The organism is Streptomyces hiroshimensis (genome assembly GCF_014650335.1).
In the GTDB taxonomy this organism is placed as follows: Bacteria; Actinomycetota; Actinomycetes; order Streptomycetales; family Streptomycetaceae; genus Streptomyces; species Streptomyces hiroshimensis.
This window is the reverse complement of sequence record NZ_BMUT01000022.1, coordinates 34,094-60,913: the sequence shown is the minus strand read 5'-3', so window position 1 is coordinate 60,913 and position 26,820 is coordinate 34,094. Positions and strand designations below refer to the sequence as shown.

The following is a 26,820-nucleotide window of genomic DNA, read 5'->3' as shown; positions in this document are numbered from 1 at the left end:
GCAGTCGTCCTGGTGCTCCCGTCGTCTCAGCCCGCTTCGGGCGCCCCGGCCTTCCTGATCGTGATCACCCTGTCCGCCAGCTGCAGCGTCCCCGCCTCCGGGTCCGTGAAGTGCAGCAGGCGGTGCCCGCGGACCACCGCCACGACCAGGTCCTCGCAGTCGCGCGGCGAGTGGCCCGCCTCCCGCTTGGTGACCGGGCGTTCGGCCACGTCCAGGCCGTTGCCGTACGTCAGCAGGTCCTCCAGCACCGTGCCGACGTTCGGGCTCATCATCGACATGCCGAGCAGGCGGCCGGCCGAGCTGGAGCTCGTCACGACCGTGTTCGCGCCGCTCTGCCGCAGCAGCGGCACGTTCTCGTCCTCCCGGACGGCGACGACGATCTTGGCCGACTTGTTCAGCTGGCGGGCCGTCAGGGTGACCAGCGCCGCCGTGTCGTCCCGCTGGGTGGTGATCACGATCTGCGAGGCCCGCGCCAGCTCCGCCCGCAGCAGGGTCTCGGAGCGCGTGGCGTCGCCCAGGACGCCCACCAGGCCCTCGGCCGCCGCGGCGTCGACCACCTTCTTCTGCGGATCGACCACGACGATCTGGCTCTTGGGCTTGCCCTGCCCGAGCAGCGTCTCGACGGCGTGCCGGCCCTTGGTGCCGTAGCCGACGACGACGGTGTGCTCCCGCATCCGGTTCCTCCAACGGTGGATGCGCACCTGATGGCGCGTTCGCTCGGTCAACACTTCCAGGGTCGTTCCCACCAAGATGATCAGGAACAGCACGCGCAGCGGCGTGACCAACAAGATATTGGTGAGCCGCGCCGAGTCGCTCACCGGCGTGATGTCTCCGTAGCCCGTGGTCGACAGGGTCACGGTCGCGTAGTACGCGGCGTCCAGGAAGTCGACGCCGCCGCCTCCGTTGTCGTGGTAGCCCTCGCGGTCGGCGTAGACGATCAGCGTGGTGACGGCCAGCACCAGCAGGGCCATGACCAGCCGCTGCAGCACCTGCCGCAGCGGCGCCGCGACGCGCCGGGCGGGCATCACGATGGAACGGCCCGCCTCGGCGTCGTCGTCGGCCTCGCCGCGGGTGCGGTTCCACAGGGTGTGGAACAGCGAGATCCGGTTCATCTTGCGCGTCACCATGGCCCCCATATTCCGTGATCATTCCGGTCTCCCGGCGGTAGCCTCGCGACCATGTATGCGATCACCATTTCCGAACCGGGCGGGCCCGAGGCCCTGGTGTGGACCGAAGTGCCCGACCCCGTACCCGCCGAGGGCGAGGTTCTGGTCGAGGTCGTGGCCAGCGCCGTCAACCGTGCCGACGTCGTCCAGCGGCAGGGCTTCTACGACCCGCCGCCCGGTGCGTCGCCCTACCCCGGCCTGGAGTGCTCCGGCCGGATCGCGGCCCTCGGCCCCGGGGTGAGCGGCTGGGCGGTCGGCGACGAGGTGTGCGCGCTGCTGGCGGGCGGCGGGTATGCGCAGAAGGTCTGCGTCCCCGCGGGCCAGCTCCTGCCCGTCCCCGACGGCATGGACCTGGTCACGGCGGCCTGCCTGCCCGAGGTGACCGCGACCGTCTGGTCCAACGTGTTCATGGTGGCCCACCTGCGCCCCGGTGAGACCTTCCTCGTCCACGGCGGCGGCAGCGGCATCGGCACCATGGCCGTACAGCTGGCCAAGGCCGTCGGCGCGCGCGTCGCCGTCACCGCCGGCAGCGCGGACAAGCTGGAGGCCTGCCGCGAGCTGGGTGCGGACATCCTCATCGACTACCGCGAGCAGGACTTCGTCGAGGAGCTGCACAAGGTCACCGGCGGCGTCGGCGCCGACGTCATCCTCGACATCGTCGGGGCGAAGTACCTCGCGCGGAACGTGGACGCCCTCGCCCTCAACGGGCGCCTGGTGATTATCGGCCTGCAGGGCGGCCGCACGGCCGAGCTCGACCTCGCGGCCCTGCTCACCAAGCGCGCCGCGGTGATGGGGACCTCCCTGCGCGGCCGCCCGCTGGCCGAGAAGACGGCGATCATCGCGGCCGTACGGGAGCACGTGTGGCCGCTCATCGCCGGCGGGCGGGTGCGGCCGGTCGTGGACCGCACCATGCCGATGGCGGAGGCCGCCGAGGCCCACCGCGTCATGGAGCAGAGCGCCCACGTGGGGAAGATCCTCCTCACGGTCTGACCGCACACCCGGACGAGGCCCCGGACACGCCCCGGACGGCGCCCCGTAAGCCCCCCGGGCGCCGCCCCGGCCACCCTCCTGAGCCACCCACCGCGCCGCCCCGCCCACCCCGTGTGAGGGTGGGTGCGAGCGGCTCGGGCGGAGAGCGGAGGGCGGCGACGTGGGCATGGGCGGCGGCCGACTGCGGGCGGGACTGCGGACAGGCTTCATAGCCGGGCCGGTGCTCGCCGCCACCGTCCTGGTCGTCGCCGTCGCGCCGGGCCTGGAGCCTCCCGAGCCGTCCCCCGGACGGCCTCCGCCGGGCCCGGCCGGCACGGCCTCCGGCCCCACCCGCCACGCCCCGTCCCCGTCCGCCACCCGCGACGGCCGGCTCGCCGGGACGTCCGCGGGCGAGGGCCGCCTCCACCCCGGCCGGACCGCCCCGCCCTCGCCCTCCGGGATATCCGGCCCCGCCGGATCGCCGTCCGCCGCGTCTCCGCCCGGCGGATCGCCGTCCGCGGACCCTTCCGGCGACACGGGCGAGGCGGACGGCGGCGAGGCGGACGGCCCCGTGGAGGACGTGCCCGGGGAGGACGCCCCCGGCACCGGGCCGTCGGCGGCCGTCGACGAGGCGGGCGGCGCCGCCGATCAGCAGCAGGGCCCCGTCGGGCAGGTGACGCCCGACCCCGTCTCCACCCGGCCCTCCGCCGCCCGCAACGCCAGGTCCGCGGCCTACGGAGACCGCGTGCTGCGCGTGCTGCCCCTCGGAACCGGCCTCGCCCTCACCGGACTCGGCCTCGGATTCTTCGCCCTGCGGCTGAGGCGGCCGCGCTGAACCGATGACGTGCTGAACCGATGAGATGCCGGACGGGAAGCCGGGTGAAAAGACGAGATGCCGGGGGAAAAGGGGCGCGCGGAGTGAAAAAGGGGCGCGCGCAAGGGCGTGTGGCACGGTGGATCAGGCGTGTACGGGGGCATCAACAGGGGGAAATCACATGTGCGAGAGAATGGCGGCATGGATATGCCGAGGAATGAACGGTCGCAGGAGGAGAGCCCCAAAGTCCTGGTCGTAGGCCCGGACGGCATGGCTCTCGGCAGCGCCAGCCCCGGCGGCGGGGCGGGCGACGACGAGTCGCGCGAGGTCCCGGTGACGGAGATGGTCGAACAGCCTGCGAAGGTCATGCGCATCGGCAGCATGATCAAGCAACTGCTGGAGGAAGTGCGGGCCGCACCTCTCGACGAGGCGAGCAGGGTCCGGCTCAAGGAGATCCACCACAGCTCCGTCAAGGAGCTGGAGGACGGCCTGGCCCCCGAGTTGGTCGAGGAGCTGGAGCGCCTGTCGCTCCCCTTCATGGACGACAGCGTGCCCAGCGAGGCGGAACTGCGCATTGCGCAGGCCCAGTTGGTCGGCTGGCTGGAAGGCCTGTTCCACGGCATCCAGACGACGCTGTTCGCCCAGCAGATGGCAGCCCGCGCCCAGCTGGAGCAGATGCGCAGGGCGCTGCCGGCCGGTGTCCTCGGAGAGGACGACGGCGAGGGCCCGCAGCACGGCGGCGCGCGTTCGGGCCCCTACCTGTAGTCCTGACCCCGTAGTCCTGACCTGCAGTCCTGAATAAGCGTCACTTCGCTTGTGCGTGTGCCCGGTACGTCCCCTCAAGACGTACCGGGCACACGCACAACGGCGGCTCTACGAGGCAGCCGCTCTGCGAGACAGCGGCCTTACGGGGCCGGGTCACCCGTCGAGACGGTCAGCACGAACTGGTCCGACGGCGACTTCGGGTCGAACGGGTCGCCCGCAGCCGGCACCTGGTTGAGGACCGTGCCCTTGCCCCACGTGTTCTCGGACCCCGGGTCGATCCGGTACTTCCAGCCCGCGGCCTGGAGGCAGGACTTCACGGAATCGATGTACATGTACCGGAAGTCGGGAGCCGACTTCTTCGACTTGTCGCTGTAGTACTCGTAGGCCTTGGTGCACTTCGCCGGGTCGATGGTCTTGCTCTTGTCGCCCTCTTTGTGCTTGCTCTGCGTGCCGCCCGCGGTACCGCCGGCCGTCGTGCCGCCGTTGGTGCTCGTACCGCCACCGCTCGTGCTCGTACCGCCGCCACTGGTGGTCGTACCGCCGCCGCCCGGCACCGGCGCCTGGCTCTGCCCGCCGGTGGTGCCGCCGCTGCCGGCCTGGTTGCCCTTGTCGTCGTCGCCACCGCCGCCGCTCAGCGTGATCGCCGCGATCACACCGATGACCGCGAGACCCGCGACGACCGCCGAGCCGATGACGACGCCCTTGTTGCTCTTGCCGCCGCCCGACGGCGACCCGACGGAGGTCGACGGGCCGGAGGACGGGCTGATCGAGTAGGGCGGGGGCGTGCTGGGGCCCTGAGCGCCCTGGAAGGGATGCACCGGGGTCGCGTAGCCCCCGCCGGCCTGGGTGGCCTGCTGGGCGCCCGAGGAGGGCCCGTAGCCGCCGTTGTACGGCCCCGGGGCCGCCGGGGGCTGATAGGGCGTCTGGACGCCTCCAGGGCCCGGCGCAAGGGTCTGCTGGTCGACGGGCGGGAAGACGGCGGAGCCGACGCCCGCGCCGCTGCGCGCCGGCGGACCGCCCGCGATGATGATCGGCGAGGGCGCGGACTGCGCCGTGCCCGCCACGCGCGCGCACTCGTCGCGCATGGACTCGGCGCTCGGGAAGCGCTCGTTCGGGTTCTTCTTCAGCGCCCGGGCGACAAGGGCGTCGACCGCCGGCGGGATCGAGCGGTTGATCGAGGAGGGAGCGACCGGCTCCTCCTGGACGTGCGCGTAGGCGATGGCCAGCGGGGAGTCCGCGTCGAACGGCAGCCGCCCGGTCAGCAGCTCGAAGAGCATGATGCCGACCGAATACAGGTCGGAGCGGGCGTCGACGCCACGCCCGAGCGCCTGCTCGGGGGAGAGGTACTGCGGGGTGCCGACGACCATGCCGGTCTGCGTCATCGACGTGACGCCGGACTGCATGGCGCGGGCGATGCCGAAGTCCATGACCTTGACCACGCCGCGCTTGGTCATCATCACGTTGCCGGGCTTGATGTCGCGGTGGACCAGGCCCATCTCGTGGCTGACCTCGAGTGCCGCCAGCACATCGGCGGTGATCTTCAGCGCCTTCTCGGTGGGCATGGCGCCGTACTGGTGCACGTCGGTGTCGAGGACGGAGCGCAGCGGCTGGCCCTCGACGTACTCCATGACGATGTACGGCATGGTCGACCCGTCCAGGTCGTCCTCGCCCGTGTCGAACACCGAGACGATGTTGGTGTGTGTGAGCTTGGCGACGGCCTGCGCCTCGCGCCGGAACCGCTCGCGGAAGGACGCCTCGCGGCCCAGCTCGGTGTGGAGCGTCTTGATGGCGACCTGGCGGTCCAGGACGGAGTCGTAGGCCAGGTGGACGGAGGCCATGCCGCCCTCGCCCAGCAGGTCGCGGAGCTGGTAGCGGCCGCCGCCGACAGACCGGCCCGTGTAGCGGCCCTGTGCGCCGTCCTGGCTCATCGTTCCTCTTCCCCCTTGGGCGCACTGCCTGGCATACGTTCCGGCATTCGGTTCGGCATACGGTTTGGCATGTGATTCGGCATATGGTCCGCCGGTCCGGGATCCGTACGGTGATCCGTGCGGCCCCGTTCCGTCGGTTCTGTCGATATATCTCGGCCAAGTCTGCCCCAGGCCGCGGGCACGTCAAGCCGCGTGCCCGTTCCGTGACGGGATGCGAGACAAGACGTCACGGAATTTGCCTTGCCCAGGCCCGTGCGGGTTTGATAGCGCGTCCATCCCGGACCGGCGCGCGCCGTGGAACCTGTAGCGTGCCTTAGCGGAAGACCGTTTTCCCACCGCAGCGCCTTCCGCGCGACGCGGCCAGACACGACGGCGAGGACTGATGGCACAGACGCAGAGCGCCCAGGGTCCGTCCGACCCTGACGCCAACGAGGGCGGAATGCCCGATGTGCCGGAAATGTGGGGTAACGGAGGGCTCGTCGGGGACGGCCGCTACCGCCTCACGCACAGGCTGGGCCGCGGCGGCATGGCCGAGGTCTTCGCCGCCGAGGACGTCCGCCTGGGCCGTACGGTCGCGGTGAAGCTGCTCCGCGCCGACCTCGCCGAGGACCCGGTGTCCAAGGCCCGCTTCACGCGCGAGGCGCAGTCGGTCGCCGGGCTCAACCACCACGCGGTCGTCGCCGTTTACGACTCCGGCGAGGACACCGTCGGCCGCAACGTCGTGCCGTACATCGTCATGGAGCTGGTTGAAGGCCGCACCATCCGCGACCTGTTGCTCAACGCCGATGCCCCGCCGCCCGAGCAGGCGCTCATCATCGTCTCCGGCGTGCTGGAGGCCCTGGCCTACAGCCACCAGCACGGCATCGTGCACCGTGACATCAAGCCCGCCAACGTGATCATCACCAACAGCGGCGCGGTCAAGGTCATGGACTTCGGCATCGCCCGTGCCCTGCACGGCGCGGCCTCCACCATGACCCAGACCGGCATGGTCATGGGCACCCCGCAGTACCTCTCGCCCGAGCAGGCCCTCGGCAAGACCGTCGACGCCCGCTCGGACCTCTACGCCACCGGCTGCCTGCTCTACGAACTGCTGGCGCTGCGTCCGCCGTTCACCGGCGAGACCCCGCTCTCGGTCGTCTACCAGCACGTCCAGGACATGCCGGTGCCGCCCTCGCAGGTCCTCGGCAGCGTGCCGCCGGAGCTCGACGGCCTGGTCATGCGCTCCCTCGCCAAGGACCCGGACGACCGGTTCCAGAGCGCCGAGGAGATGCGCGGCCTGGTCCAGTACGCGCTGCAGATGCTGCACGACGCGGGCGCCCACACCGGCGCCTGGGACACGGGCCCCATCGACCACATCGGCGGTGCCACGCAGGTGATGGGCGCCGTCGGCGGCCAGCACACCACCGCCATGCAGCGCCCGCAGCACGGCGGCGGCACCTCGGCGCAGCCGATACTGCCGCCCCGCCACGGCGACGACGGCGGTTTCGACGGCTACGGCGGCAACGGCGGCCGTGGCCAGGGCGGCGGCAAGGGCAAGATGCTGCTCATCGCCGCCGTGGTGGCGATCGTGCTGGTGGCGGGCGCGGTGTACGCGCTGAAGGCGTTCCAGACGAGCGGCGGCACGGGGCAGAAGCCGTCGAAGGACAAGAACTCCGTCGGCCCGTCCACCCCCGGCCCCTCCGGCTCGCAGAGCCCCGACGCCCAGAAGTCCCCCACCCCGGGCCACAACGGCACCACGGGTGACACGGGCCGTCAGCGCGGTTCGGACAGCGAGGACGACACCACGGACACCGACGAGGGCACCGGCCGGCGCAAGCCGTCGCACGGGACGTCCGCGCCGCCGTCCAGCGCCCCGCCCTCGACGGACCCGTCGACCCAGCCCGACCCGTCGAGCAAGCCGTCCACCGGCGGCGGCGACAACAAGCCCGGCACCACCACGGGCCAGTCCGGCAGCACCGGCACCACCACGGGCACCACGGCCGGGCAGTCCGGCACCGTCGGCACCGCCGCCGGCCAGGGCGGCACGGGGACGACCCCGGGCACCTGATCCGGCCGGCGGACGGCGACAAGTACTTGAGGGCACCCAATGCGGCATTGGGTGCCCTCAGTCGTGCACCTGCAGTCGTGCACCTGCAGTCGTGCACCTGCTCACTCCGTGAACGCGTCCCGCACCGCCTCGTACGAGCGCGTCCACCACACCGTCAGCGCCGCCGAGGCCGGGAAGCCGGGATCCGCGCGGTGGTCGCCCAGTTGGTAGCGCCAGCGCAGCATCCAGAAGTCGTTCAGCCGCTCCCACCACACCCGGTGCACGGCCGCGCCCAGCTCGGCGGGGTCCGCTCCGCTCGCCCGCCGGTACGCGCGCGCGTACGGGCGTATCTTCGCGAGGTCCAGGGTGCCGTCGGGGCGCAGGAAGAAGATGACGGCGGCGCGGACGGCCTCCTCGGCGCGGGGCTGTACGCCCAGCCGGTCCCAGTCGACGATCGCGGCGGGTTCGCCGCCGCGGTAGAGCAGGTTGAGCGGGTGGAAGTCGCCGTGCACCCAGCCGGGGGCGGTGCCGTCGGCTGGGCGGCGGTGGGCGTGGCGCTCCAGCAGGGCGCGGCGTTCGATCAGCCGGTGTTCGGCGAGTTCGTCGAAGGAGTCGCGCGGGCGGCTGCCCCTGCCGCGGCGTACGAGCCCGAGAAGCTCCTCGATGAGGGCGTAGGTGTCCTGGGGGTCCGCGGAGGCGTCTGCGGGCCGTCCGGCCCCTCCGGGGCCCTCAGAGGCCCCTCCAGGGCCTTCTGTGAGCCCCGCCGGGCCGTCGGGGGGCTCCTCGCGGCAGACCTTCGCCAGGCAGGTGTGGACGTGGCCGAGGAGGGCGCCGAGCTTGCGCGACTGGGTGCGGGTCAGTTCGCCGCCGTCGCGGTGGCGGCCGTCGACCCACGGGTGGAGGGCGTAGCAGCGGCCGCCGAGGACGGTGACGGTGGTGCCGTCGGTGCGGGCGACCGGCGGGGCGACGGGCAGGCCGAGGGCGGCCAGGCGCAGGGTGACGCCGTGCTGGCGGGCGATGGCGGCCTGGTCGCCGTCGAGGTGGTGCTTGAGGAAGAAGCTGCCGCGGGTGGTGGTGAGGCGGTAGCCGCGGTTGAGGAGGCCCTGGGTGAGGGGCGTGCAGGAGACCAGCCGGCCGGCCCGGTCGTAGCGGCGCAGCAGGGTGCGCAGCGTGCCGGTGTCAGGCCCGGTGTCAGGTCCGGTGTCAGGTCCGATGTCGGGTGCGGCGTCGGGCGGGACATCGGTGACAAGTGAGCGTGGCACGTCCCAAATGTTAGATCACGCTGAGTGCGCGGCCTGTCGCGCGGGGACCCCTTCGAGGTGATGCAGGGTGATGAACTGCGGTTCGATGCACAGGTATTCGGCACGGAAGGGCGCCGCGTCCGCCGTACGGGGCGGCCGCCCGAAGCGCTCCAGGTCGTCTCCGGAGGGGACGAAGAGGCGCGCCGTGCCGACGAATTGCACCGTCCACACCGCCTCGTCGCCCTCGCGCCGGTCGCTCAGGTTGTCGGCGCCGTACGCGACGACGTTGCCGTCGCAGGCCTGGGCGTAGCCGAAGTCGCCGTGCAGGCGGAGCAGGACGCTCTCGCCGGAGACGATGTGGCGGGCGACGGTGACGAAGGGGAGTGCGCGCATGCTGACCGAAAGGCGGCCGTAGGGGGTGCGGTCGAGCAGTTCGAGGGCTCGGTGTCGGTCGGGCTGCGCGGAGAGCATGGCACCACTGTGCACGCCTGCCCCACCCGTCTATAGGGGCACCCGCCCCTATAGCCCGGGACATTGGTCCCGAATCACCGGTTTACCGTACGTTCACCGCTTCTCGGCCTGCAGCCGGGCCACGTACGCCGCCGCCTGGGAGCGCCGCTCCATGCCGAGCTTGGAGAGCAGGCTGGAGACGTAGTTCTTGATCGTCTTTTCGGCCAGATGCAGCCGCTCGCCGATCACGCGGTTGGTCAGGCCCTCGCCGATCAGGTCCAGGATCCGGCGCTCCTGGTCGGTGAGGCTCGCGAGGCGGTCGTCGCCCTTGGGCTCCTTGCCGCTGCGCAGCCGCTCCAGCACCCGCGCCGTCGCCACGGGGTCGAGCAGGGATTTCCCGGCCGCCACGTCCCGCACGGCGGCGAGCAACTCATTGCCACGAATGGCTTTCAGTACGTAACCGGACGCGCCCGCCATGATCGCGTCGAAGAGTGCCTCGTCATCGGCGAAGGAGGTGAGCATCAGGCATTTGATGTGCTCATCCTGCGATCGGATTTCCCGGCAGACTTCGACGCCACTGCCATCCGGAAGGCGAACGTCCAGAACTGCGACGTCCGGCCGCACGGCCGGAATGCGCACCAGTGCGTCGGCGGCCGTACCGGCCTCCCCGACGACCTCGATGTCGGCCTCGACGGAGAGCATCTCGTGCACCCCGCGCCGGACGACCTCGTGGTCATCGAGCAGAAATACCGTGATTTTTCCTTGTTCGGGCACAGGGCCAGTCTCACACACCGAGTCTTCCCCTGCTCTTGTCCTCCGGGATAACGTGCCGTCGTTCCGGCAGCCCGCACGGGCTGTGCTCACAAGGTCGTGACCAGGAGCGTCGCCCCGCTTTCTCGATTTACTTGGAAATCCAAGCAAAATTGCAGGTCAGGCGGGGTTTCGCAGGAATGCGGCCTTCTGGGTAACGTGCTTATTGCAGGCCTTTCGCCGGGGCGCCTGTCACGCCCGGTTCCGGCCTCGGCACACCCACCCCGTGTGCCGTCGGGGATCGAGCGAGCATTCTCCTGCCTCACGGCGGGGGAACCCCCTCTGGCCGCCGGCGACCCCGGGGGCCGGACAGACGGAGGAGCACACGTGACTGTGGACAGCACTGCCGCGCGCAAGCCGCGCCGCGGCGGCAGCAAGCGCGCCGGCGCCAAGACCGCCAAGGCGGCAGGCGAGCCCGAGCTCGTACAGCTGCTGACGCCGGAGGGCGAGCGGGTCGAGCACCCCGACTACTCCATCGACCTGACCGCCGAGGAACTGCGTGGCCTGTACCGCGACATGGTGCTGACCCGCCGGTTCGACGCCGAGGCGACCACGCTGCAGCGCCAGGGCGAACTGGGCCTGTGGGCCTCCCTGCTGGGCCAGGAGGCCGCCCAGATCGGCTCCGGCCGGGCGACACGCCCGGACGACTACGTCTTCCCGACCTACCGCGAGCACGGCGTCGCCTGGTGCCGCGGGGTCGACCCCACCAACCTCCTGGGCATGTTCCGCGGCGTGAACAACGGCGGCTGGGACCCCAACGAGAACAACTTCCACCTCTACACGATCGTCATCGGCTCGCAGGCGCTGCACGCGACCGGTTACGCCATGGGGATCACCAAGGACGGCGCCGACTCCGCCGTCATCGCCTACTTCGGCGACGGCGCCTCCAGCCAGGGCGACGTGGCCGAGGCGTTCACCTTCGCGGCCGTCTACAACGCCCCGGTGGTCTTCTTCTGCCAGAACAACCAGTGGGCCATCTCCGAGCCCACCGAGAAGCAGACCCGCGTCCCGCTCTACCAGCGCGCGCAGGGCTACGGCTTCCCCGGCGTCCGCGTCGACGGCAACGACGTCCTCGCCTGCCTCGCCGTCACCAAGGCCGCCCTCGACCGGGCCCGCACCGGCCAGGGCCCGATGCTGATCGAGGCCTTCACGTACCGCATGGGCGCCCACACCACCTCCGACGACCCGACGCGCTACCGCCGCGACGAGGAGCGCGAGCTGTGGGAGGCCAAGGACCCCATCGCGCGCCTGCGCGCGTACCTGGAGCGCGAGGGCCACGCCGACGAGGCCTTCTTCGCCGCCCTGGAGACCGAGGCCGACGAGCTCGCCAAGCACGTGCGCGACCGCGTCCGCACCATGCCGGACCCCGACGACATGGCGATCTTCGACAACATCTACGCCGACGGCCACGCCCTCGTCGACGAGGAGCGCGCCCAGTTCGCCGCCTACCAGGCTTCGTTCGCCGAGGAGAGCCACTGATGACCGCCCAGAAGCTCTCGATCGTCAAGGCGATCAACGCCTCGCTGCGCACCGCGCTGGAGAACGACCCCAAGGTCCTCGTCATGGGCGAGGACGTCGGCAAGCTCGGCGGCGTCTTCCGCGTCACCGACGGCCTGCAGAAGGACTTCGGCGAGGACCGGGTCATCGACACCCCGCTCGCCGAGTCCGGCATCGTCGGCACCGCGATCGGCCTGGCCCTGCGCGGCTACCGCCCCGTCGTCGAGATCCAGTTCGACGGCTTCGTCTTCCCGGCGTACGACCAGATCGTCACGCAGCTGGCCAAGATGCACGCCCGCGCGCTCGGCAAGATCAAGCTGCCGGTCGTCATCCGCATCCCCTACGGCGGCGCCATCGGTGCCGTCGAGCACCACAGCGAGTCGCCCGAGACGCTGTTCGCGCACGTCGCGGGCCTGAAGGTGGTCTCCCCGTCGAACGCCTCGGACGCCTACTGGATGCTCCAGCAGGCCATCCAGAGCGACGACCCGGTGATCTACTTCGAGCCCAAGCGCCGCTACCACGACAAGTCCGAACTCGACACGGAGGCCATCCCGGCCCCCCTGCACGCCGCCCGCGTCGCCCGCCCGGGCACGGACCTCACCCTCGCCGCCTACGGGCCGATGGTGAAGACCTGTCTGGAGGCCGCCGCCGCGGCCGAGGAGGAGGGCAAGTCCCTGGAGGTCCTGGACCTGCGCTCGATGTCGCCCATCGACTTCGACGCGATCCAGGCGTCCGTGGAGCGCACCCGCCGCCTGGTCGTCGTCCACGAGGCCCCGGTCTTCCTGGGCACCGGCGCGGAGATCGCCGCCCGGATCACCGAGCGCTGCTTCTACCACCTGGAGGCACCGGTCCTGCGGGTCGGCGGATATCACGCGCCCTACCCGCCGTCCCGGCTGGAGGACGAGTACCTTCCGGGACTGGACCGGGTGCTCGACGCCGTCGACCGCGCGCTGGCGTACTGAGGGGTTTGAGGAGAGTCGTGACCATGACTGCAAGGACCGCGAACGACCAGCGCTTCCGCGAGTTCAAGATGCCCGACGTGGGCGAGGGACTCACCGAGGCCGAGATCCTCAAGTGGTACGTGGCCGTCGGCGACACCGTCGCCGACGGGCAGGTGGTGTGCGAGGTCGAGACGGCCAAGGCCGCCGTGGAGCTGCCGATCCCGTTCGACGGGGTCGTGCACGAGCTGCGGTTCCCCGAGGGGACGACGGTCGACGTCGGCCAGGTGATCATCTCGGTGGACACCCAGCCGGGAGCGGGGCCGGCTGCGCCGGAGCAGAGCGCACCGGCCGCTGCGCCGGTCGCCGCCGAGCCCGAGGAGCCGCAGGGGCGGCAGGCCGTGCTCGTCGGTTACGGGGCGGCGCCGTCGTCCACGAAGCGGCGCGCGCGTAAGCAGCCTGCGCAGCAGGCGGCTTCCCCGGTGGCCGCCGCCGTCCAGGCCGAGCTCAACGGGCGTCCGGCCCCGGGCGTGGCCGGCACCCCTGCGGCCGCAGAACCCGCGCCCATAGTGCCCGGCACCGCGGCCGAAAAGATTTCGCCGGCGGGCCCCCGCCCCCTCGCCAAGCCCCCCGTGCGCAAGCTCGCCAAGGACCTCGGGGTCGATCTCGCCTCCGTCGTGCCGTCCGGTGCCGACGGCATCGTGACCCGCGAAGACGTCCACGCCGCCGCCTCGGCCGCGACTGCCCCGGTCGCGGAGGAGCCGGCGGCCGTCGCGGGGGTGCCCGCGGCCGTGACGGACCTCGCCGCGCGCGAGACGCGGATCCCGGTCAAGGGCGTCCGCAAGGCCACCGCCCAGGCGATGGTCGCGAGCGCCTTCACTGCGCCGCACGTCACGGAGTTCGTCACCGTCGACGTCACCCGCACGATGAAGCTCGTCCAGAAGCTCAAGGAAGACCCGGACATGGCGGGTCTGCGGATCAACCCGCTCCTGCTCGTCGCGAAGGCGTTCCTCGTCGCGATCAAGCGGAACCCGGACGTGAACGCGTCGTGGGACGAGGAGAACCAGGAGATCGTCCGCAAGGGCTATGTGAACCTGGGCATCGCGGCGGCCACGCCGCGCGGGCTGATCGTGCCGAACATCAAGGACGCCGGCGCCAAGACGCTCCCCGAGCTGTCCACGGCGCTGTCGGAGCTGGTGGCGACCGCCCGCGAGGGGAAGACGAGCCCGGCGGCCATGTCCGGCGGCACGGTCACCATCACCAACGTGGGCGTCTTCGGCGTCGACACCGGCACGCCCATCCTCAACCCGGGCGAGTCCGCGATCCTGGCCGTCGGTGCGATCAAGCTGCAGCCGTGGGTGCACAAGGGCAAGGTCAAGCCGCGCCAGGTGACGACGCTGGCGCTCTCCTTCGACCACCGCATGGTCGACGGCGAGCTCGGTTCGAAGGTGCTGGCCGATACGGCCGCCGTGCTGGAGAATCCGCAGCGGCTGATCAGCTGGCAATGAACCGGTGCCGGATGGCAATGGACCGGCGCCGGAACAAACCGGTGCTGTAACCAATAGTTGAATAGGAAACGACAAAAGGCCCGGACGCTTCCCTCCTCACCCCCCTCCAGCGAGGAGAGAGAGCGGCGTCCGGGCCAGCTGCCGTCATGCGGAGCGGCCTCGGGAATCCCACCCAGGTCAGCAGCTGGAATAGCCCGTGCGGGGCAATTTACTTAAGATTGACCGACACTTGCAGTGTCGGAATTGGAGGACGCGTGGACGGCGCCGACCACGTGGACGGTGAATCCATCAGCCGTCTTCTCCGCGCCTGGCGGGCCCGTGTGGACGCACGCACCGTCCCCGAGCTGCGCGGTGTCTTCCCCCGCCCCGGACGCCGCCTCTCCCAGGCCCACGTGGCCCGGCTCACCGGCGTGAGCGAGGGCTGGTACCGCGCGCTGGAGGCCGGCCGCCGGCAGGACTTCTCCGAGAATTTCCTGCTCCGGGTCGCCCGCGCACTGCGGCTGAGCGAGGCCGAGACGCTCACGCTCTTTCTCGCCGTGTGCGGCCGGCGGCCGCCCGGCGGAATCTCCGGCGAACCGGGCGATGCGGGCGATCTGCCGCATGGCGTCAGAGTCCTGCTGGAACAGCAGGTGTCCTATCCCGCCTATCTCTCCGATGTGGCCTGGAATATCGTCGCGGCGAATTCCCTCATGGCGGAGTGGTTTCCCTGGGTGCGCCGGCCCGGCGCCAATCTCATGCGCTGGGCGCTGCTCGATCCCGAGGCCCGCGAGCAGATGCTCGACTGGGAGGACGCCTGTGCCCGTACGTACCTCGCCATGCTGCGCGTCGCCGCCAACAGCAACCCCGCCGACGCCGGACTGCGCACGCTCGTCCGCGACATCCTCGACGCGGACGCCGACTGCCGGCGCATCTGGGCCGAGGAGCACGACGTGGTCGAGCACCGCGACGGCGATGTCTTCCGGCTGCGGCTGCCGTTCCACGGCGGGCACGAGGTACGCGTGACGACTCATGTGCTGCTGCCGATACAGCGTCCCGACCTGAGGTTCGTCTTCATCACGCCCGTGGACGGCTGGACGGCGCCGTAGCGCGAGACGCTCCCTGTCCGGACCTCGGACTCCCTCTTTCTGCGTATGTATGTTGTATCTAAGCTGTGCGCATGCCAACAGCTCCCCCCGCGACGATCAAGCCCGTGATCAAGCAGCCGCCTGCCGCCGAGCGCGTCTACACGCACATCAAGGAAGCCGTCCTGCACCGCCGCTACGAAGGCGGCACGCTGCTCACCGAGGGAGATCTCGCCGAGGCCGTCGGGGTGTCGCGCACCCCGGTGCGCGAGGCGCTGCTGCGGCTGGAGGCCGAGGGGCTGCTCAAGCTCTATCCGAAGAAGGGCGCCCTCGTCCTGCCCGTCTCCGCGCAGGAGATCGCGGACGTGGTCGAGACCCGGCTGCTGGTGGAGAAGTACGCGGCGGCCAAGGCCGTGCCCGCCTCCCCGGTGCTCATCGGCCGCCTGGAGGAGCTGCTGGAGGACATGGGACGCCAGGCCGCCGCGGGCGACCTGGCCGCGGTCTCCGTCAGCGACCGCGCCTTCCACGCCGAGATCGTGCGCAGCGCCGGCAACCAGATCCTCTCCCGGCTCTACGACCAGCTGCGCGACAGGCAGCTGCGGATGGGCGTCGCCGTGATGCACGCCCACCCCGACCGCATCGCCAAGAACCACGCCGAGCACACCGAGATCCTCGATGCGCTGCGCGCCGGTGACGCCGAGGGCGCCGTCGCCGTCATCGACCAGCACGTGAGCTGGGTGCGCAACCTGGCGCAGGGCGAGATCCGATGAACGAGTGGGTCCGATGAACGGGTGGATGCGATGAACGAGCGGGGGGAGAACCGATGAGCCAGGGGGCCGCAGTGCTGCCCGGAGACCCACCCGGCGGACGGCGCGCGGCCGCCGTCTGGGGGATCGGCGTCGGGGTCTACTTCGTCGCGATCATCTTCCGCACCAGCCTCGGCGTGGCCGGGATCGACGCCGCCGAGCGCTTCCACATCAACGCCTCCGCGCTGTCCACCTTCTCCATACTCCAGCTGCTCGTGTACGCGGGCATGCAGATACCCGTCGGCCTGCTGGTCGACCGGCTGGGCACCAAGAAGGTGCTGGCCCTGGGCGCCGTGCTCTTCACCACCGGGCAGCTCGCCTTCGCGCTCTCCCACTCGTACGAGACGGCCCTGGCCAGCCGGGCCCTGCTCGGCTGCGGCGATGCGATGACGTTCATCAGCGTGCTGCGGCTGGGCGCCCGCTGGTTCCCCGCCCGCCGCGGCCCGATGATCGCGCAGGTCGCGGCGCTCTTCGGCATGGCGGGCAACCTCGTCTCCACGATGCTCCTGGCCCGGCTGCTGCACGGCGCCGGCTGGACCGCCACCTTCGGCGGCAGCGCGGCCGCGGGGGTGTTCGTCCTCGTCCTGATGCTGCTGTTCCTGAAGGACCACCCGGAGGGCCACGAGCCGCCGGCGAGCGAGCAGACCGGCGGCAAGGGCTTCGTCCGGCGGCAGGTCGTCCGGGCCTGGCGGGAGCCCGGCACCCGGCTCGGCATGTGGGTGCACTTCACGACGCAGTTCCCGGCGATGGTCTTCCTGCTGCTGTGGGGCATGCCGTTCCTCGTCGAGGCGCAGGGCCTGTCCCGGGAGACCGCGGGGCTGCTGCTGACGACCGTCGTGCTCTCCAACATGGCCGTCGGGCTGGTCTACGGGCAGATCATCGCCCGCCACCACGCGGCCCGGCTGCCGCTCGCGCTCGGCACCGTCGCCGCGACGGCGCTGCTGTGGGCGGCGGTGACCGGCTGGCCCGGCGGGCACGCGCCCATGTGGCTGCTGGTGACCGAGTGTCTCGTGCTCGGCGCGTGCGGCCCCGCCTCGATGATCGGCTTCGACTTCGCCCGCCCCGCCAACCCGCCCGAGCGCCAGGGCACCGCCTCCGGCATCGTCAACATGGGCGGCTTCGTCGCCTCGATGACGACGCTGCTGGCCGTGGGCGTGCTGCTGGACGCGACCGGGGACGACTACCGGATCGCGTTCGCCTCCGTCTTCGTCCTGGAGGCGCTGGGGCTGTCGCAGATCCTGCGGCTGCGGACGCGGGCGCAGCAGCGTGAGCGCGAGCGGATCGTGGCGTCGAGAGTGGAGACGGTGCACGTACCGGCGTGAGCGGGGCCGGGCGGAAGCGCCGGCTACGGCGTGATCGCGAACTCGCGGAGGATCGCCTCCGCGAGCCCGGCGTCGCCCTCCACCTTGACCCGCCCCAGCGCCGCCTCCGGATGCACCCGGCCGCACGCCAGCCGGGCGTACGTCTCCCAGTCCATCCCGAGCGTGACCGTCGGCCCCAGCGACACGCTGCTGTCGATCCTCCCGCGGCCCTGCGGGTCGACGCGCACGGTCCGCAGGAACTCCAGCGGGCCGTGCACGTCGAAGGCGACCGCGGATCCCGGCGGCGCGCCGGCATCCTTGGCCACGACCTTCGGCAGGGCGCCCAGCAGGAAGTCACGGCAGATGACGGCCGCGGGCGAGTCGAGGTTGCCGGGCATGCCGAGGGCGCGCCGCAGGTCCTGCTCGTGCGTCCATACGTCGAAGGCCCGTACCACCAGGGCGCGTTCGAGGGGCTGTTCGTTGCCCGAGCCCAGCGGCCAGCGGATCGCCGTCTGCGGCCCGCGCGATTCGTTGCGCAGCTGCCGGGAGCGGCGGATGATGACGAGCTCCAGCTCGGAGGTCATCTCCAGGGCGGTGTGGCAGCGCCGCACGTCGACCTGCACCTCGTTGTAGCGGGAGAACTCGTCGGTGACGTGGAAGAGGTCGCGCGGCAGCGTGTGCATCGGCCGCGGCTCGCCCAGCATTTCGGTCTCCACGCCGATGACGTGCGAGACGACGTCGCGCACCGACCAGCCGGGGCACTCGGTGGCCCGGTTCCAGTCGCTCTCGGCGAGCGTTTTGACCAGGTCGTTGATCGCTTCGATGGAGTGGGTCCAGGCGTCGATGGCCGGCTGAAGATTCGGGTGGACGGTCACGTGATCCCTCGGGCGTGCTGGGCAGCGGGTGCGGGGCAAGTGCTGTCTGGGTGCTCTGCAGTTAAGTTACGCTGCGCACGGGCGACCCGGCAGAGGTTTCGTGTGCTGAGAGTGGTGGGTACTGTGCGCGCTTCCCTGATTCAGATAAACGTCGATCCGCAGGAGCCGGTCGCCGAACGGCGCGCCCGTGCCGCCGCGCTCGTACAGGAGCAGGCCGGCAGCGATCTCGTCGTCCTGCCGGAGCTGTGGCACGTCGGGGCGTTCGCCTTCGAGTCGTTCGCCGCCGCAGCGGAACCGTTGGACGGCCCAACGGCCCGCGCGATGTCCGATGCAGCGCGCGATGCGGGTGTCTGGCTGCACGCCGGTTCCATCGTTGAAAAGGCTCTCGATGGGGCGCTCTGCAACACCTCTCTCGTCTTCTCGCCCTCCGGTGAACTCGCCCGCACGTACCGGAAGATCCACCGCTTCGGCTTCGACAAGGGCGAGGCCGTCCTGATGACCGCCGGCACGGAGCCCGTCACCGCCCCCCTCCCGGACACCACGCTCGGCCTCGCCACCTGCTACGACCTGCGCTTCCCCGAGCTGTTCCGGGCCCTGGTCGACGCCGGGGCGCAGACCTTCGTCATCCCGGCCGGCTGGCCCGCGAAGCGGCGCGCGCACTGGACGCTGCTGGCCCGCGCGCGGGCGGTCGAGAACCAGTCCTACGTCCTGGCCTGCGGCACGGCGGGCACCCACGCGGGCGTGGAGCAGGCCGGCCACAGCGTCGTCTTCGACCCCTGGGGCGAGACCCTCGCGGAGGCGGGCCCCGGCGAGGAGGTCCTCACCGTGGACCTCGACCCGGCGAGGGTCGCGAAGGTCCGCGAGGAGTTCCCGGCACTGAAGGACAGGGTGCTGGGACGTTAAGAGGGCCTTGGGACGGTAAGAGGGTCCCGGGACGTTAAGTCCGTGTGGCGATCATGCCCGCACCCCGGACGGGGGAATGCGGACGCGCATCCATGATGTTGGATGGTTGCATGGCACACCGCGCACGCGTCCGCGCCCCCGAACTGATCGGCAAGGGCGGCTGGCTGAACACCGGCAACACCGACCTTTCCCTCGCCGACCTGCGAGGACGCATCGTCATCCTCGACTTCTGGACGTTCTGCTGCGTGAACTGCCTGCACGTGCTGGACGAGCTGCGGGAGCTGGAGGAGAAGCACCGCGACACCGTGGTGATCATCGGTGTGCACTCGCCGAAGTTCGTGCACGAGGCCGAGCACCAGGCCGTTGTCGACGCCGTCGAACGCTACGAGGTGCACCACCCCGTTCTCGACGACCCCGAGCTGGCCACGTGGAAGCAGTACGCCGTGCGCGCCTGGCCCACGCTCGTGGTGATCGACCCCGAGGGCTACGTCGTCGCCCAGCACGCGGGTGAGGGCCACGCGCACGCCCTGGAGAAGCTCGTAGAGGAGCTGGAGGCCGAGCACGCGGCCAAGGGGACGCTGCGCCGCGGCGACGGCCCGTACGTCGCCCCCGAGCCCGTCGCCACCGACCTGCGCTTCCCGGGCAAGGCCGTCGTGCTGCCCGGCGGCGGCTTCCTCGTCTCCGACTCCACGCGCCACCAGCTGGTCGAGCTGGCCGCCGACGGCGAGAGCGTCGTCCGCCGCATCGGCAGCGGCGAGCGCGGCTTCGGCGCCGACTCCTTCAGCGAGCCGCAGGGCCTCGCGCTCCTGCCGGGCGGCGAATCCGGCGGCGGCAAGGTCGTCGTCGCCGACACCGTCAACCACGCCCTGCGGACGTACGACCTGCAGACGGGCGCCGTCGAGACCATCGCCGGCACCGGGCGCCAGTGGATGCAGGGACAGCCCACCTCCGGCCCCGCCCGCGAGGTCTCCCTGTCCTCCCCCTGGGACGTCGCCTGGTTCGCCGACCGGCTGTGGATCGCCATGGCCGGCGTGCACCAGCTGTGGACGTACGACCCGCAGAGCGGCACCGTCGAGGTCGCGGCCGGCACGACCAACGAGGGGCTTGTCGACGGCCCCGCGCGCGAGGCCTGGTTCGCCCAGCCGTCGGGGCTCGCCGCGGCCGGGGACCGGCTGTGGGTCGCCGACTCCGAGACGTCCGCGCTGCGGTACATCGAGCGCGACGGGGACGGAGACGGGAACGGGAACGGGGACGGATTCGTCGTCCGTACCGCCGCCGGCACCGGCCTCTTCGACTTCGGCCACCGGGACGGCGAGGCCGGGCAGGCGCTCTTCCAGCACCCCCTCGGCGTCACCGCCCTGCCGGACGGCTCCGTGGCCGTCTCCGACACCTACAACCACGCCCTGCGCCGCTACGACCCCGCGACCGGCGAGGTCACGACGCTGGCGACCGACCTGCGGGAGCCCTCCGCCGCCGTGCTCGCGGGCGACGACATCGTCGTCGTGGAGTCCGCCCGGCACCGGCTGACCCGGCTGCGCCTGCCCGAGGAGGCCGTACGGGTCGAGTCCGTGGCGCACCGCACGCAGCGGGCCGCCACCGACGTCGCGCCCGGGCGGCTGCGGCTGGACGTCGTCTTCCAGGCCCCGGCGGGCCAGAAGCTCGACACGCGCTACGGGCCCTCCACGCGCCTGCTCGTCAGCTCCACCCCGCCCGAGCTCCTCGCGGAGGGTTCGGGGCAGGGCACGGACCTCGGCCGGGACCTGGTGCTGGACGGGTCCGTGACGGAAGGCGTGCTGCACGTCTCCGCGATGGCGGCGTCCTGCGACGACGACCCGGAGAACGAGTACCCGGCGTGCCACATGCACCAGCAGGACTGGGGCGTCCCGGTGCGGATCGTCGCGGGCGGCGCGGACCGGCTGCCGCTGGTCCTCGCGGGCCTGGACGGCTGACGGGCCTGGACGGCTGACGGCCGTTCCCGCGGGGCCACCAGGCCCGGGGCACCACCGGGGAATCCGGTGGTGCCGGACCGGGCGTGCTCGGAGAGCCTGCTAACCGCGGAGCGCGGCGGCCTCGTCGCCCACCCAGTACGTGGCGCGGGCCTGGTCGTCGACGTGCAGGGAGCCGCCCGGCAGGGCGGGTGCCGCGGGGTCGCCCTGCAGAGGGTCGCCGCCCTGCGTCTGGAAGGTGACCGACAGCTTCTTGACGTCGCGGCCGGGGCCGCCCGAACCGTCCGCCGCGGTGGGCGTGACGCCCGCGTACGCCGCCTTCCCGGGCGCGACCTTCACCGGCGCCTTCGGCTTGGTCTCCTCGCCGACGCCCGCCGTCGCCTGGTCCTGGTCGAAGCGCAGGAACGGGAAGCCGTAGGCGGTGCACGGCTTCCCGCCGGTGTTCGTCGCCACCAGCAGGAGACGGCCGCCCTGTGCCTTCTTCGCCTCGACCTTCAGGTCGCCCGGGCCGCAGGCGTCGCCCTTGTCCTGCGGCTTGTTGTCGTCCGCCGCGGGCTCGTCCTCGGCGGGTTCTTCGGCGCCGGCCGAAGCGCCCGCCGTCGAAGCACCGGCCGCCTGCGTGCCCTTGTCGTCCTTGCCGTCCTTCTTCGCGCCGTCGCCGTCACCGTTGCTGCCGCAGGCCGTGAGGGTGAAGGCGGCGGCGAAGGCCAGCGCCGCGCCCGCGAGGCGCAGCGTACGTCCGTGTTGCATGGAACTCAGCCTTCCAGGAACGCCGTCAGCGCCGCGGCCAGCAGGAACGGGTCGTCCGCGCCGCACAGCTCCCGCGCCGAGTGCATGGACAGGCAGGCCACGCCGATGTCGACGGTGGCGATGCCGTGCCGGGCCGCGGTGATGGGGCCGATGGTGGTGCCGCAGGGCATGGAGTTGTTGGAGACGAAGTGCTGCCAGGGCACGCCCGCCCGCTCGCAGGCGGCGGCGAAGACGGCCCGGCCGCTGCCGTCCGTGGCGTAGCGCTGGTTGACGTTCACCTTCAGGATCGGGCCGCCGTTGGGCACCGGGTGGTGGCCGGGCTCGTGGCGCTCGGAGTAGTTGGGGTGGACGGCGTGGCCGGTGTCGGAGGAGAGGCAGATCGTGCCGGCGAAGGCGCGGGCCTTGTCCTCGTACGTCCCGCCGCGGGCGAAGACGGATCGTTCCAGCACGTTCCCCAGCAGCGGGCCCTCGGCGCCGGTGTCGGACTGGCTGCCGTTCTCCTCGTGGTCGAACGCGGCCAGGACCGGGATGAACGGCAGCCCTTCGGAGCCGATGGCGGCGGTCAGCGCGGCCGTACCGGCGTGCACGGACAGCAGGTTGTCCATGCGCGGGCCGGCGAGGAGCTCCTGGTCACGGCCGAGGTAGGCCGGCGGCTCGACGCTGTGGACCATCAGGTCCCAGCCGGTGATGTCCTCGGCGGCGACCTCGGTCTCCTCGGCCACGAAGCGGATCAGATCGCCCTCGCTCGGCTCGCCGAGGCCCCAGATCGGGGTCATGTGGCGCTGCTTGTCGAGCTTGAGGCCGTCCTGGTTGACGCCGCGGTCGAGGTGGATGGCGAGCTGCGGCACACGCAGCAGCGGGCGGTCCACATTGACGAGGCGGTGGCTGCCGTCGCGGAGGGTGATCCGGCCGGAGAGGCCGAGGTCGCGGTCCAGCCAGGTGTTGAGCAGCGTGCCGCCGTAGAGCTCGACGGCGACCTGGCGCCAGCCCGCCGAGCCGGTGTCCGGCAGCGGCTTGACGCGCAGGTTGGGGGAGTCGGTGTGCGCACCGACGATCCGGAAGGGGGTGGCGGGCGTCGCGCCCTCCGGCACGTACCAGGCGATGATCGCGCCACCGCGCGTCACGTACTTGCCGCCTGTCGTGCCGTCCCACGCGTCGGTCTCTGCGACCTGACGGAAGCCCGCCTTCTCCAGCCGCTCCGCGGTGTTGGCCACCGCGTGGTACGGGGAGGGGCTGGCGGCGAGGAAGGTCATCAGGTCGTCGGTGTGGCCGCGGTCGAAGCGGTGCGCAGAGCTCATGGCCTCAGGATAGGGAGCGGGGCAAGAGGCGGGCGCGGGTTTGCGCGCCCGGCTCCTGCCCCGGGGGTTTACGAGGGTCGCGGCGGTCTTAGAACGCGGCCTCGTCCAGCTCCATCAGGGAGTTGTCGACGACCTCGGCGAGCCCGCGCTCGACGGAGACGCGCGGCAGGATGTCGGAGGTGAAGAACTTCGCCGCCGCGATCTTGCCGGTGTAGAACGCCTTGTCCTTGGCGGAGGCGCCGTCCAGCTTCTCGGCGGCCACGGCCGCGCCCTTGAGCAGCAGGTAGGCGACGACGACGTCACCGGAGGCCAGCAGCAGGCGGGTGGTGTTCAGGCCGACCTTGTAGATGTTCTTGACGTCCTCGCCGGTGGCGGTGAGGTCGGTGATCATCTTGCCGACGATCGCCTCCAGGTCCACCGCGGCCTTGGCGAGCGCGCCGCGGGCGCCGGCCAGGTCCTCGCCGCCGGCCTCGGAGGCCAGGAACTTCTTGATCTCCTCGGAGAGGGTGTTCAGGGCCTGGCCCTGGTCACGGACGATCTTCCGGAAGAAGAAGTCCTGGCCCTGGATCGCCGTGGTGCCCTCGTAGAGGGTGTCGATCTTGGCGTCGCGGATGTACTGCTCGATCGGGTACTCCTGCAGGTACCCGGAGCCGCCGAAGGTCTGCAGCGACTGGGCGAGCTGCTCGTAGGACTTCTCGGAGCCGTAGCCCTTGACGATCGGCAGGAGCAGGTCGTTGAGGCCGTGCAGCGCCTTGGCGTCCTCGCCCGCGGCCTCCTTGACCATGATCTCGTCCTGGACGGAGGCGGTGTAGAGCACCAGGGCGCGCATGCCCTCGGCGTACGCCTTCTGCGTCATCAGCGAGCGGCGCACGTCGGGGTGGTGGGTGATGGTGACCTTGGGCGCGGTCTTGTCCATGAAGTTGGCCAGGTCCGGGCCCTGCACGCGCTCCTTGGCGTACTCCAGCGCGTTGAGGTAGCCGGTGGAGAGGGTGGCGATGGCCTTCGTGCCGACCATCATCCGGGCGAACTCGATGATCATGAACATCTGGCGGATGCCGTCGTGCTTCTCGCCGATGAGCCAGCCCTTGGCGGGGTGCTTGTCGCCGAAGGTCATCTCGCACGTGTTGGAGGCCTTGAGGCCCATCTTGTGCTCGACGTTGGTGGCGTAGACGCCGTTGCGCTCGCCCAGCTCGCCGGTCTCGAAGTCGAACTCGTACTTCGGCACGAGGAAGAGGGACAGGCCCTTGGTGCCCGGGCCGGCACCCTCGGGGCGGGCGAGGACGTAGTGGAGGATGTTCTCCGCCATGTCGTGCTCACCCGAGGTGATGAAGCGCTTCACGCCCTCGATGTGCCAGGAGCCGTCCTCCTGCTGCACGGCCTTGGTGCGGCCGGCGCCCACGTCCGAGCCGGCGTCCGGCTCGGTCAGCACCATGGTGGAGCCCCACTGCTTCTCCACCGCGATCTTCGCGATGTGCTTCTGCTGCTCGGTGCCCTCCTCGAAGAGGATGCCGGCGAAGGCCGGGCCCGAGGAGTACATCCAGATGGCCGGGTTCGAGCCCAGGATGGACTCGGCGTAGGCCCAGATCAGCGAGCGCGGGGCGGTGGTGCCGCCGATCTCCTCCGGGATGCCGAGGCGCCACCACTCGGCGTCCATGTACGCCTGGTAGCTCTTCTTGAAGGTGTCCGGAACCGGGGCGGTGTTGGTCTCGGGGTCGAAGACCGGGGGGTTGCGGTCGGTGTCGGCGAAGGACTCGGCCAGCTCGTTCTCCGAGAGGCGCGTGATCTCCGACAGGATGTCCTTGGCGGTCTCGACGTCCATCTCCGCGAACGGGCCGGAGCCGTACAGCTTGTCGCGGCCGAGAACCTCGAAGAGGTTGAACTCGATGTCGCGGAGATTCGACTTGTAGTGGCCCATGACAACGGCTCCGTAGTGGCTGGGAGGACGAACCCTCAAATACGTACCGGGCAGTAATCTGCATGATGCTACCCACGGGTAATAAGACGCAACCCCTGTCGGACCGACTGTGACCAGTCTCAATCGACGGCGTACGCCGCTACGCTTTGGCGCATGTACGGCTACGACCAGAACGCGGGCACGCAGGGTTACGCGCCGCCACCGCCGCCGCAGCAGCCGGGCGGCCCCGGTGTCTACGGCGAACAGCCGCTCTACCCGGAGCCGTCCCCTCCGTCGCTCGCCGACGCGGTGCGGGCCTTCACCACGGGGTCGATGTCCGCGGAGGACTTCCAGACCGTCTTCTCCACGTCGAAGGTCTACTGCCCGCGCGGCGACAACCCCGGCTTCCTCGCCCTCCACAACACCCAGCAGCCGGTGATCCCGATGTTCACCTCGCTGAAGGAGCTGCGGCGGTACGCGGGCAAGGAGTCGAAGTACTTCGTCATCACGGGCGCGGAGGTCATCGACCTCCTGCCGACGGGCTACGGCTTCGTGCTGGACATCGAGGGCGACCACCGGATGGTCTTCGACGCGAAGGCGGTCGAGCAGATGGTGGACTTCACGATGCGGAGGCTTTACGGCTGAGTCGTGGGTGACGGTCGCTCGGCACCGCCGGCCATGCCGGTGGGGGTTGCTCGCCGTCGCGGCGGATCTTTTCTTGCCTGCGGCAAGACGGCGCGGGCCCTGCGGGCGGGGTTCGGCGAAGCCGGCGGTTTGATTCCGCCGCAGCGGTGATCAGCCCCTGTGGCGCAGTTCGGCGGTGCCTGCCGGGGCTCAGCCCGTGCCCGTCGCTCTCCGGTAGAGGGACTCGATCCCGTCGCCGAAATACGAGCTGTACGACGTCTGCTCGTCGCCGCCCTCGTCGTGGCCGCCTATGACCCCGTTGACCGTGCCCAGCCCGGTCGCGGGGTCGATGTCTGTCAGGAGGGGGCCGCCGCTGGTGCCGTTGGGCAGGTCCGCGCAGTCGAACTGCAGCTGGGTCGGGCTGTAGGCCGTCGTGCGGTTCTGGCAGGAGACGGGGCGCTCCTCGCCCAGGGGGTAGCCGATCACCCGCGTCGGCCGGCCCGCCGCCGGCCGGAAGCGGATGCGCTCCGCGCCGGTGACCTGCTCCAGCGGCTTGGTGCCGGTGTCCCCGCCGCCCGCCCGGCGCACCCGCAGGAACGCCACGTCGTGGTCCGGGTCGCGGTCGGCCGCCCACTCCGGGTCGAGGTCGACCGACGTCGGCACCCACACGCCGTACGGGGCGACGCCGTCGCGGTAGCCCGGTACGAAGGCGATGTCCGTACGGAATCCGTCCTGGTAGACGCAGTGTGCCGCGGTGATGATCAGATCGCCCTTGGGGCTGTGGACGACGCTCGCGCTGCAGCCGTGCCCGGGCGCGCCCTGGCCCGTGTAGAACAGCGGTCCGACGGCGGGGGAGGCCGGGGCCTCCGTGGCGCGCAGGGGGTCGGAGGCGGGCAGCGGGTCGGTCTTGCCGCCGGCCGCGGGCCTGAGCGGGGCCGTGCCGTTCTCGGCCCGTACGGCCGACCGCATCGCCTCCGCGGTCTCGTCCCCCTGGGCCCTGGTCTGCGCGAAGTGGCCGGAGGCGTCCCCGTCGGCCACGGGGGAGTCCGTCGCGAGGCCGTGTTCCGCCACGACGACACCGAGCGCGGCCAGCGCCAGCACCGCGGCGACGAGGGCGGTGACGGCGGCCGGGCGGGGGCCGGAGGCGTTCTGGCGCATTGATCCAGTGTCCATGATCCGCCGCGCGGGAATGCGGCAGCCCTTGCAGGTTGTTCACCCTTCAACTAAATTGAACGATGAACGAACCGAGG

General features: G+C 71.4%; 23 protein-coding genes. 13 read left to right on the top strand and 10 right to left on the bottom strand.

All coding sequences use genetic code 11. The features are described from left to right. Positions 1-26 precede the first annotated feature (26 nt). A complete protein-coding gene (locus tag IE241_RS32495) occupies positions 27-1,127 on the bottom strand; it encodes a potassium channel family protein (RefSeq protein ID WP_229900153.1) in 1,101 nt (366 codons plus the stop codon). 51 nt (positions 1,128-1,178) lie between these two features. Between IE241_RS32495 and IE241_RS32490 the strand changes: the two genes are divergently transcribed. The 3 genes from IE241_RS32490 (at position 1,179) to IE241_RS32480 (ending at position 3,714) form a co-directional block, all read left to right on the top strand. Next, entirely contained in the window at positions 1,179-2,156 is a 978-nt protein-coding gene (locus tag IE241_RS32490) for an NAD(P)H-quinone oxidoreductase (RefSeq protein ID WP_190025463.1), read from the top strand. Positions 2,157-2,322: 166 nt separating this feature from the next. Next, positions 2,323-2,970: a hypothetical protein gene (locus IE241_RS32485; protein WP_190025462.1), complete on the top strand. Its 648-nt coding sequence runs from the start codon at positions 2,323-2,325 to the stop codon at positions 2,968-2,970. Positions 2,971-3,150: 180 nt separating this feature from the next. After that, positions 3,151-3,714: a bacterial proteasome activator family protein gene (locus tag IE241_RS32480; protein ID WP_190025461.1), complete on the top strand. Its 564-nt coding sequence runs from the start codon at positions 3,151-3,153 to the stop codon at positions 3,712-3,714. 140 nt (positions 3,715-3,854) lie between these two features. Here the strand turns inward: IE241_RS32480 and IE241_RS32475 are convergent, their stop codons facing one another. Continuing rightward, positions 3,855-5,642: a protein kinase domain-containing protein gene (locus tag IE241_RS32475; RefSeq protein WP_190025460.1), complete on the bottom strand. Its 1,788-nt coding sequence runs from the start codon at positions 5,640-5,642 to the stop codon at positions 3,855-3,857. A 382-nt stretch (positions 5,643-6,024) separates the two neighbouring features. Between IE241_RS32475 and IE241_RS32470 the strand changes: the two genes are divergently transcribed. Then, a complete protein-coding gene (locus IE241_RS32470) occupies positions 6,025-7,689 on the top strand; it encodes a protein kinase domain-containing protein (RefSeq protein WP_190025459.1) in 1,665 nt (554 codons plus the stop codon). A 101-nt stretch (positions 7,690-7,790) separates the two neighbouring features. On the opposite strand, the gene IE241_RS32465 is transcribed toward IE241_RS32470, so the two are convergent. From IE241_RS32465 to IE241_RS32455, 3 genes are all read right to left on the bottom strand, one after another. Next, positions 7,791-8,882 (bottom strand): phosphotransferase, encoded by a 1,092-nt coding sequence (locus IE241_RS32465; RefSeq protein WP_229900158.1) that lies wholly within the window; start codon positions 8,880-8,882, stop codon positions 7,791-7,793. A 63-nt stretch (positions 8,883-8,945) separates the two neighbouring features. Next, positions 8,946-9,380 (bottom strand): pyridoxamine 5'-phosphate oxidase family protein, encoded by a 435-nt coding sequence (locus tag IE241_RS32460; protein ID WP_190025457.1) that lies wholly within the window; start codon positions 9,378-9,380, stop codon positions 8,946-8,948. A 93-nt stretch (positions 9,381-9,473) separates the two neighbouring features. Next, complete coding sequence (locus tag IE241_RS32455; protein WP_190025456.1) at positions 9,474-10,133, bottom strand: response regulator; 660 nt, start codon at positions 10,131-10,133, stop codon at positions 9,474-9,476. A gap of 363 nt (positions 10,134-10,496) precedes the next feature. Here IE241_RS32455 and pdhA point away from each other — a divergent pair, with 363 nt between their 5' ends. From pdhA to IE241_RS32425, 6 genes are all read left to right on the top strand, one after another. Next, positions 10,497-11,648 carry a pyruvate dehydrogenase (acetyl-transferring) E1 component subunit alpha gene (gene pdhA / locus IE241_RS32450; protein WP_190025455.1) on the top strand — a complete coding sequence of 384 codons (1,152 nt, stop codon included), beginning with the start codon at positions 10,497-10,499 and terminating at the stop codon, positions 11,646-11,648. Further along, a complete protein-coding gene (locus IE241_RS32445; protein ID WP_179081636.1) occupies positions 11,648-12,628 on the top strand; it encodes an alpha-ketoacid dehydrogenase subunit beta in 981 nt (326 codons plus the stop codon). Before pdhA ends, IE241_RS32445 begins: the two co-directional genes overlap by 1 nt. 23 nt (positions 12,629-12,651) lie before the next feature. Next, positions 12,652-14,112 (top strand): dihydrolipoamide acetyltransferase family protein, encoded by a 1,461-nt coding sequence (locus IE241_RS32440; protein WP_190025454.1) that lies wholly within the window; start codon positions 12,652-12,654, stop codon positions 14,110-14,112. A gap of 254 nt (positions 14,113-14,366) precedes the next feature. Then, a complete protein-coding gene (locus IE241_RS32435) occupies positions 14,367-15,197 on the top strand; it encodes a helix-turn-helix transcriptional regulator (RefSeq protein ID WP_190025453.1) in 831 nt (276 codons plus the stop codon). Between the two features lie 71 nt (positions 15,198-15,268). Then, the gene (locus IE241_RS32430; protein WP_190025452.1) at positions 15,269-15,943 is read left to right on the top strand and encodes a GntR family transcriptional regulator; all 675 of its coding nucleotides are present in this window, start codon (positions 15,269-15,271) and stop codon (positions 15,941-15,943) included. Between the two features lie 53 nt (positions 15,944-15,996). Beyond that, positions 15,997-17,301, top strand: coding sequence for an MFS transporter (locus IE241_RS32425; protein ID WP_190025451.1), 1,305 nt, complete (start codon positions 15,997-15,999; stop codon positions 17,299-17,301). Between the two features lie 23 nt (positions 17,302-17,324). Here the strand turns inward: IE241_RS32425 and IE241_RS32420 are convergent, their stop codons facing one another. Continuing rightward, positions 17,325-18,155 (bottom strand): maleylpyruvate isomerase family mycothiol-dependent enzyme, encoded by an 831-nt coding sequence (locus tag IE241_RS32420; protein WP_190025450.1) that lies wholly within the window; start codon positions 18,153-18,155, stop codon positions 17,325-17,327. A gap of 123 nt (positions 18,156-18,278) precedes the next feature. Between IE241_RS32420 and IE241_RS32415 the strand changes: the two genes are divergently transcribed. Together IE241_RS32415 and IE241_RS32410 are read left to right on the top strand one after the other, a co-directional pair. Continuing rightward, positions 18,279-19,058: a carbon-nitrogen family hydrolase gene (locus IE241_RS32415; RefSeq protein WP_190025449.1), complete on the top strand. Its 780-nt coding sequence runs from the start codon at positions 18,279-18,281 to the stop codon at positions 19,056-19,058. Between the two features lie 110 nt (positions 19,059-19,168). Next, positions 19,169-21,007: an NHL domain-containing thioredoxin family protein gene (locus tag IE241_RS32410; protein WP_190025448.1), complete on the top strand. Its 1,839-nt coding sequence runs from the start codon at positions 19,169-19,171 to the stop codon at positions 21,005-21,007. A 99-nt stretch (positions 21,008-21,106) separates the two neighbouring features. On the opposite strand, the gene IE241_RS32405 is transcribed toward IE241_RS32410, so the two are convergent. The 3 genes from IE241_RS32405 to IE241_RS32395 all read right to left on the bottom strand — a co-directional run bounded on the left by IE241_RS32405 (position 21,107) and on the right by IE241_RS32395 (position 24,967). After that, positions 21,107-21,754 (bottom strand): DUF4232 domain-containing protein, encoded by a 648-nt coding sequence (locus tag IE241_RS32405; RefSeq protein ID WP_190025447.1) that lies wholly within the window; start codon positions 21,752-21,754, stop codon positions 21,107-21,109. A 5-nt stretch (positions 21,755-21,759) separates the two neighbouring features. Then, positions 21,760-23,052, bottom strand: coding sequence for a M18 family aminopeptidase (locus tag IE241_RS32400; RefSeq protein WP_190025446.1), 1,293 nt, complete (start codon positions 23,050-23,052; stop codon positions 21,760-21,762). Between the two features lie 88 nt (positions 23,053-23,140). After that, on the bottom strand, positions 23,141-24,967 hold the full coding sequence (locus tag IE241_RS32395; RefSeq protein WP_190025445.1) for an acyl-CoA dehydrogenase: 1,827 nt from the start codon (positions 24,965-24,967) through the stop codon (positions 23,141-23,143). Between the two features lie 153 nt (positions 24,968-25,120). Between IE241_RS32395 and IE241_RS32390 the strand changes: the two genes are divergently transcribed. Next, entirely contained in the window at positions 25,121-25,591 is a 471-nt protein-coding gene (locus tag IE241_RS32390) for an SseB family protein (protein ID WP_168091730.1), read from the top strand. Between the two features lie 189 nt (positions 25,592-25,780). Here the strand turns inward: IE241_RS32390 and IE241_RS32385 are convergent, their stop codons facing one another. Beyond that, on the bottom strand, positions 25,781-26,728 hold the full coding sequence (locus IE241_RS32385) for a trypsin-like serine peptidase (RefSeq protein WP_190025444.1): 948 nt from the start codon (positions 26,726-26,728) through the stop codon (positions 25,781-25,783). Positions 26,729-26,820 lie beyond the last annotated feature (92 nt).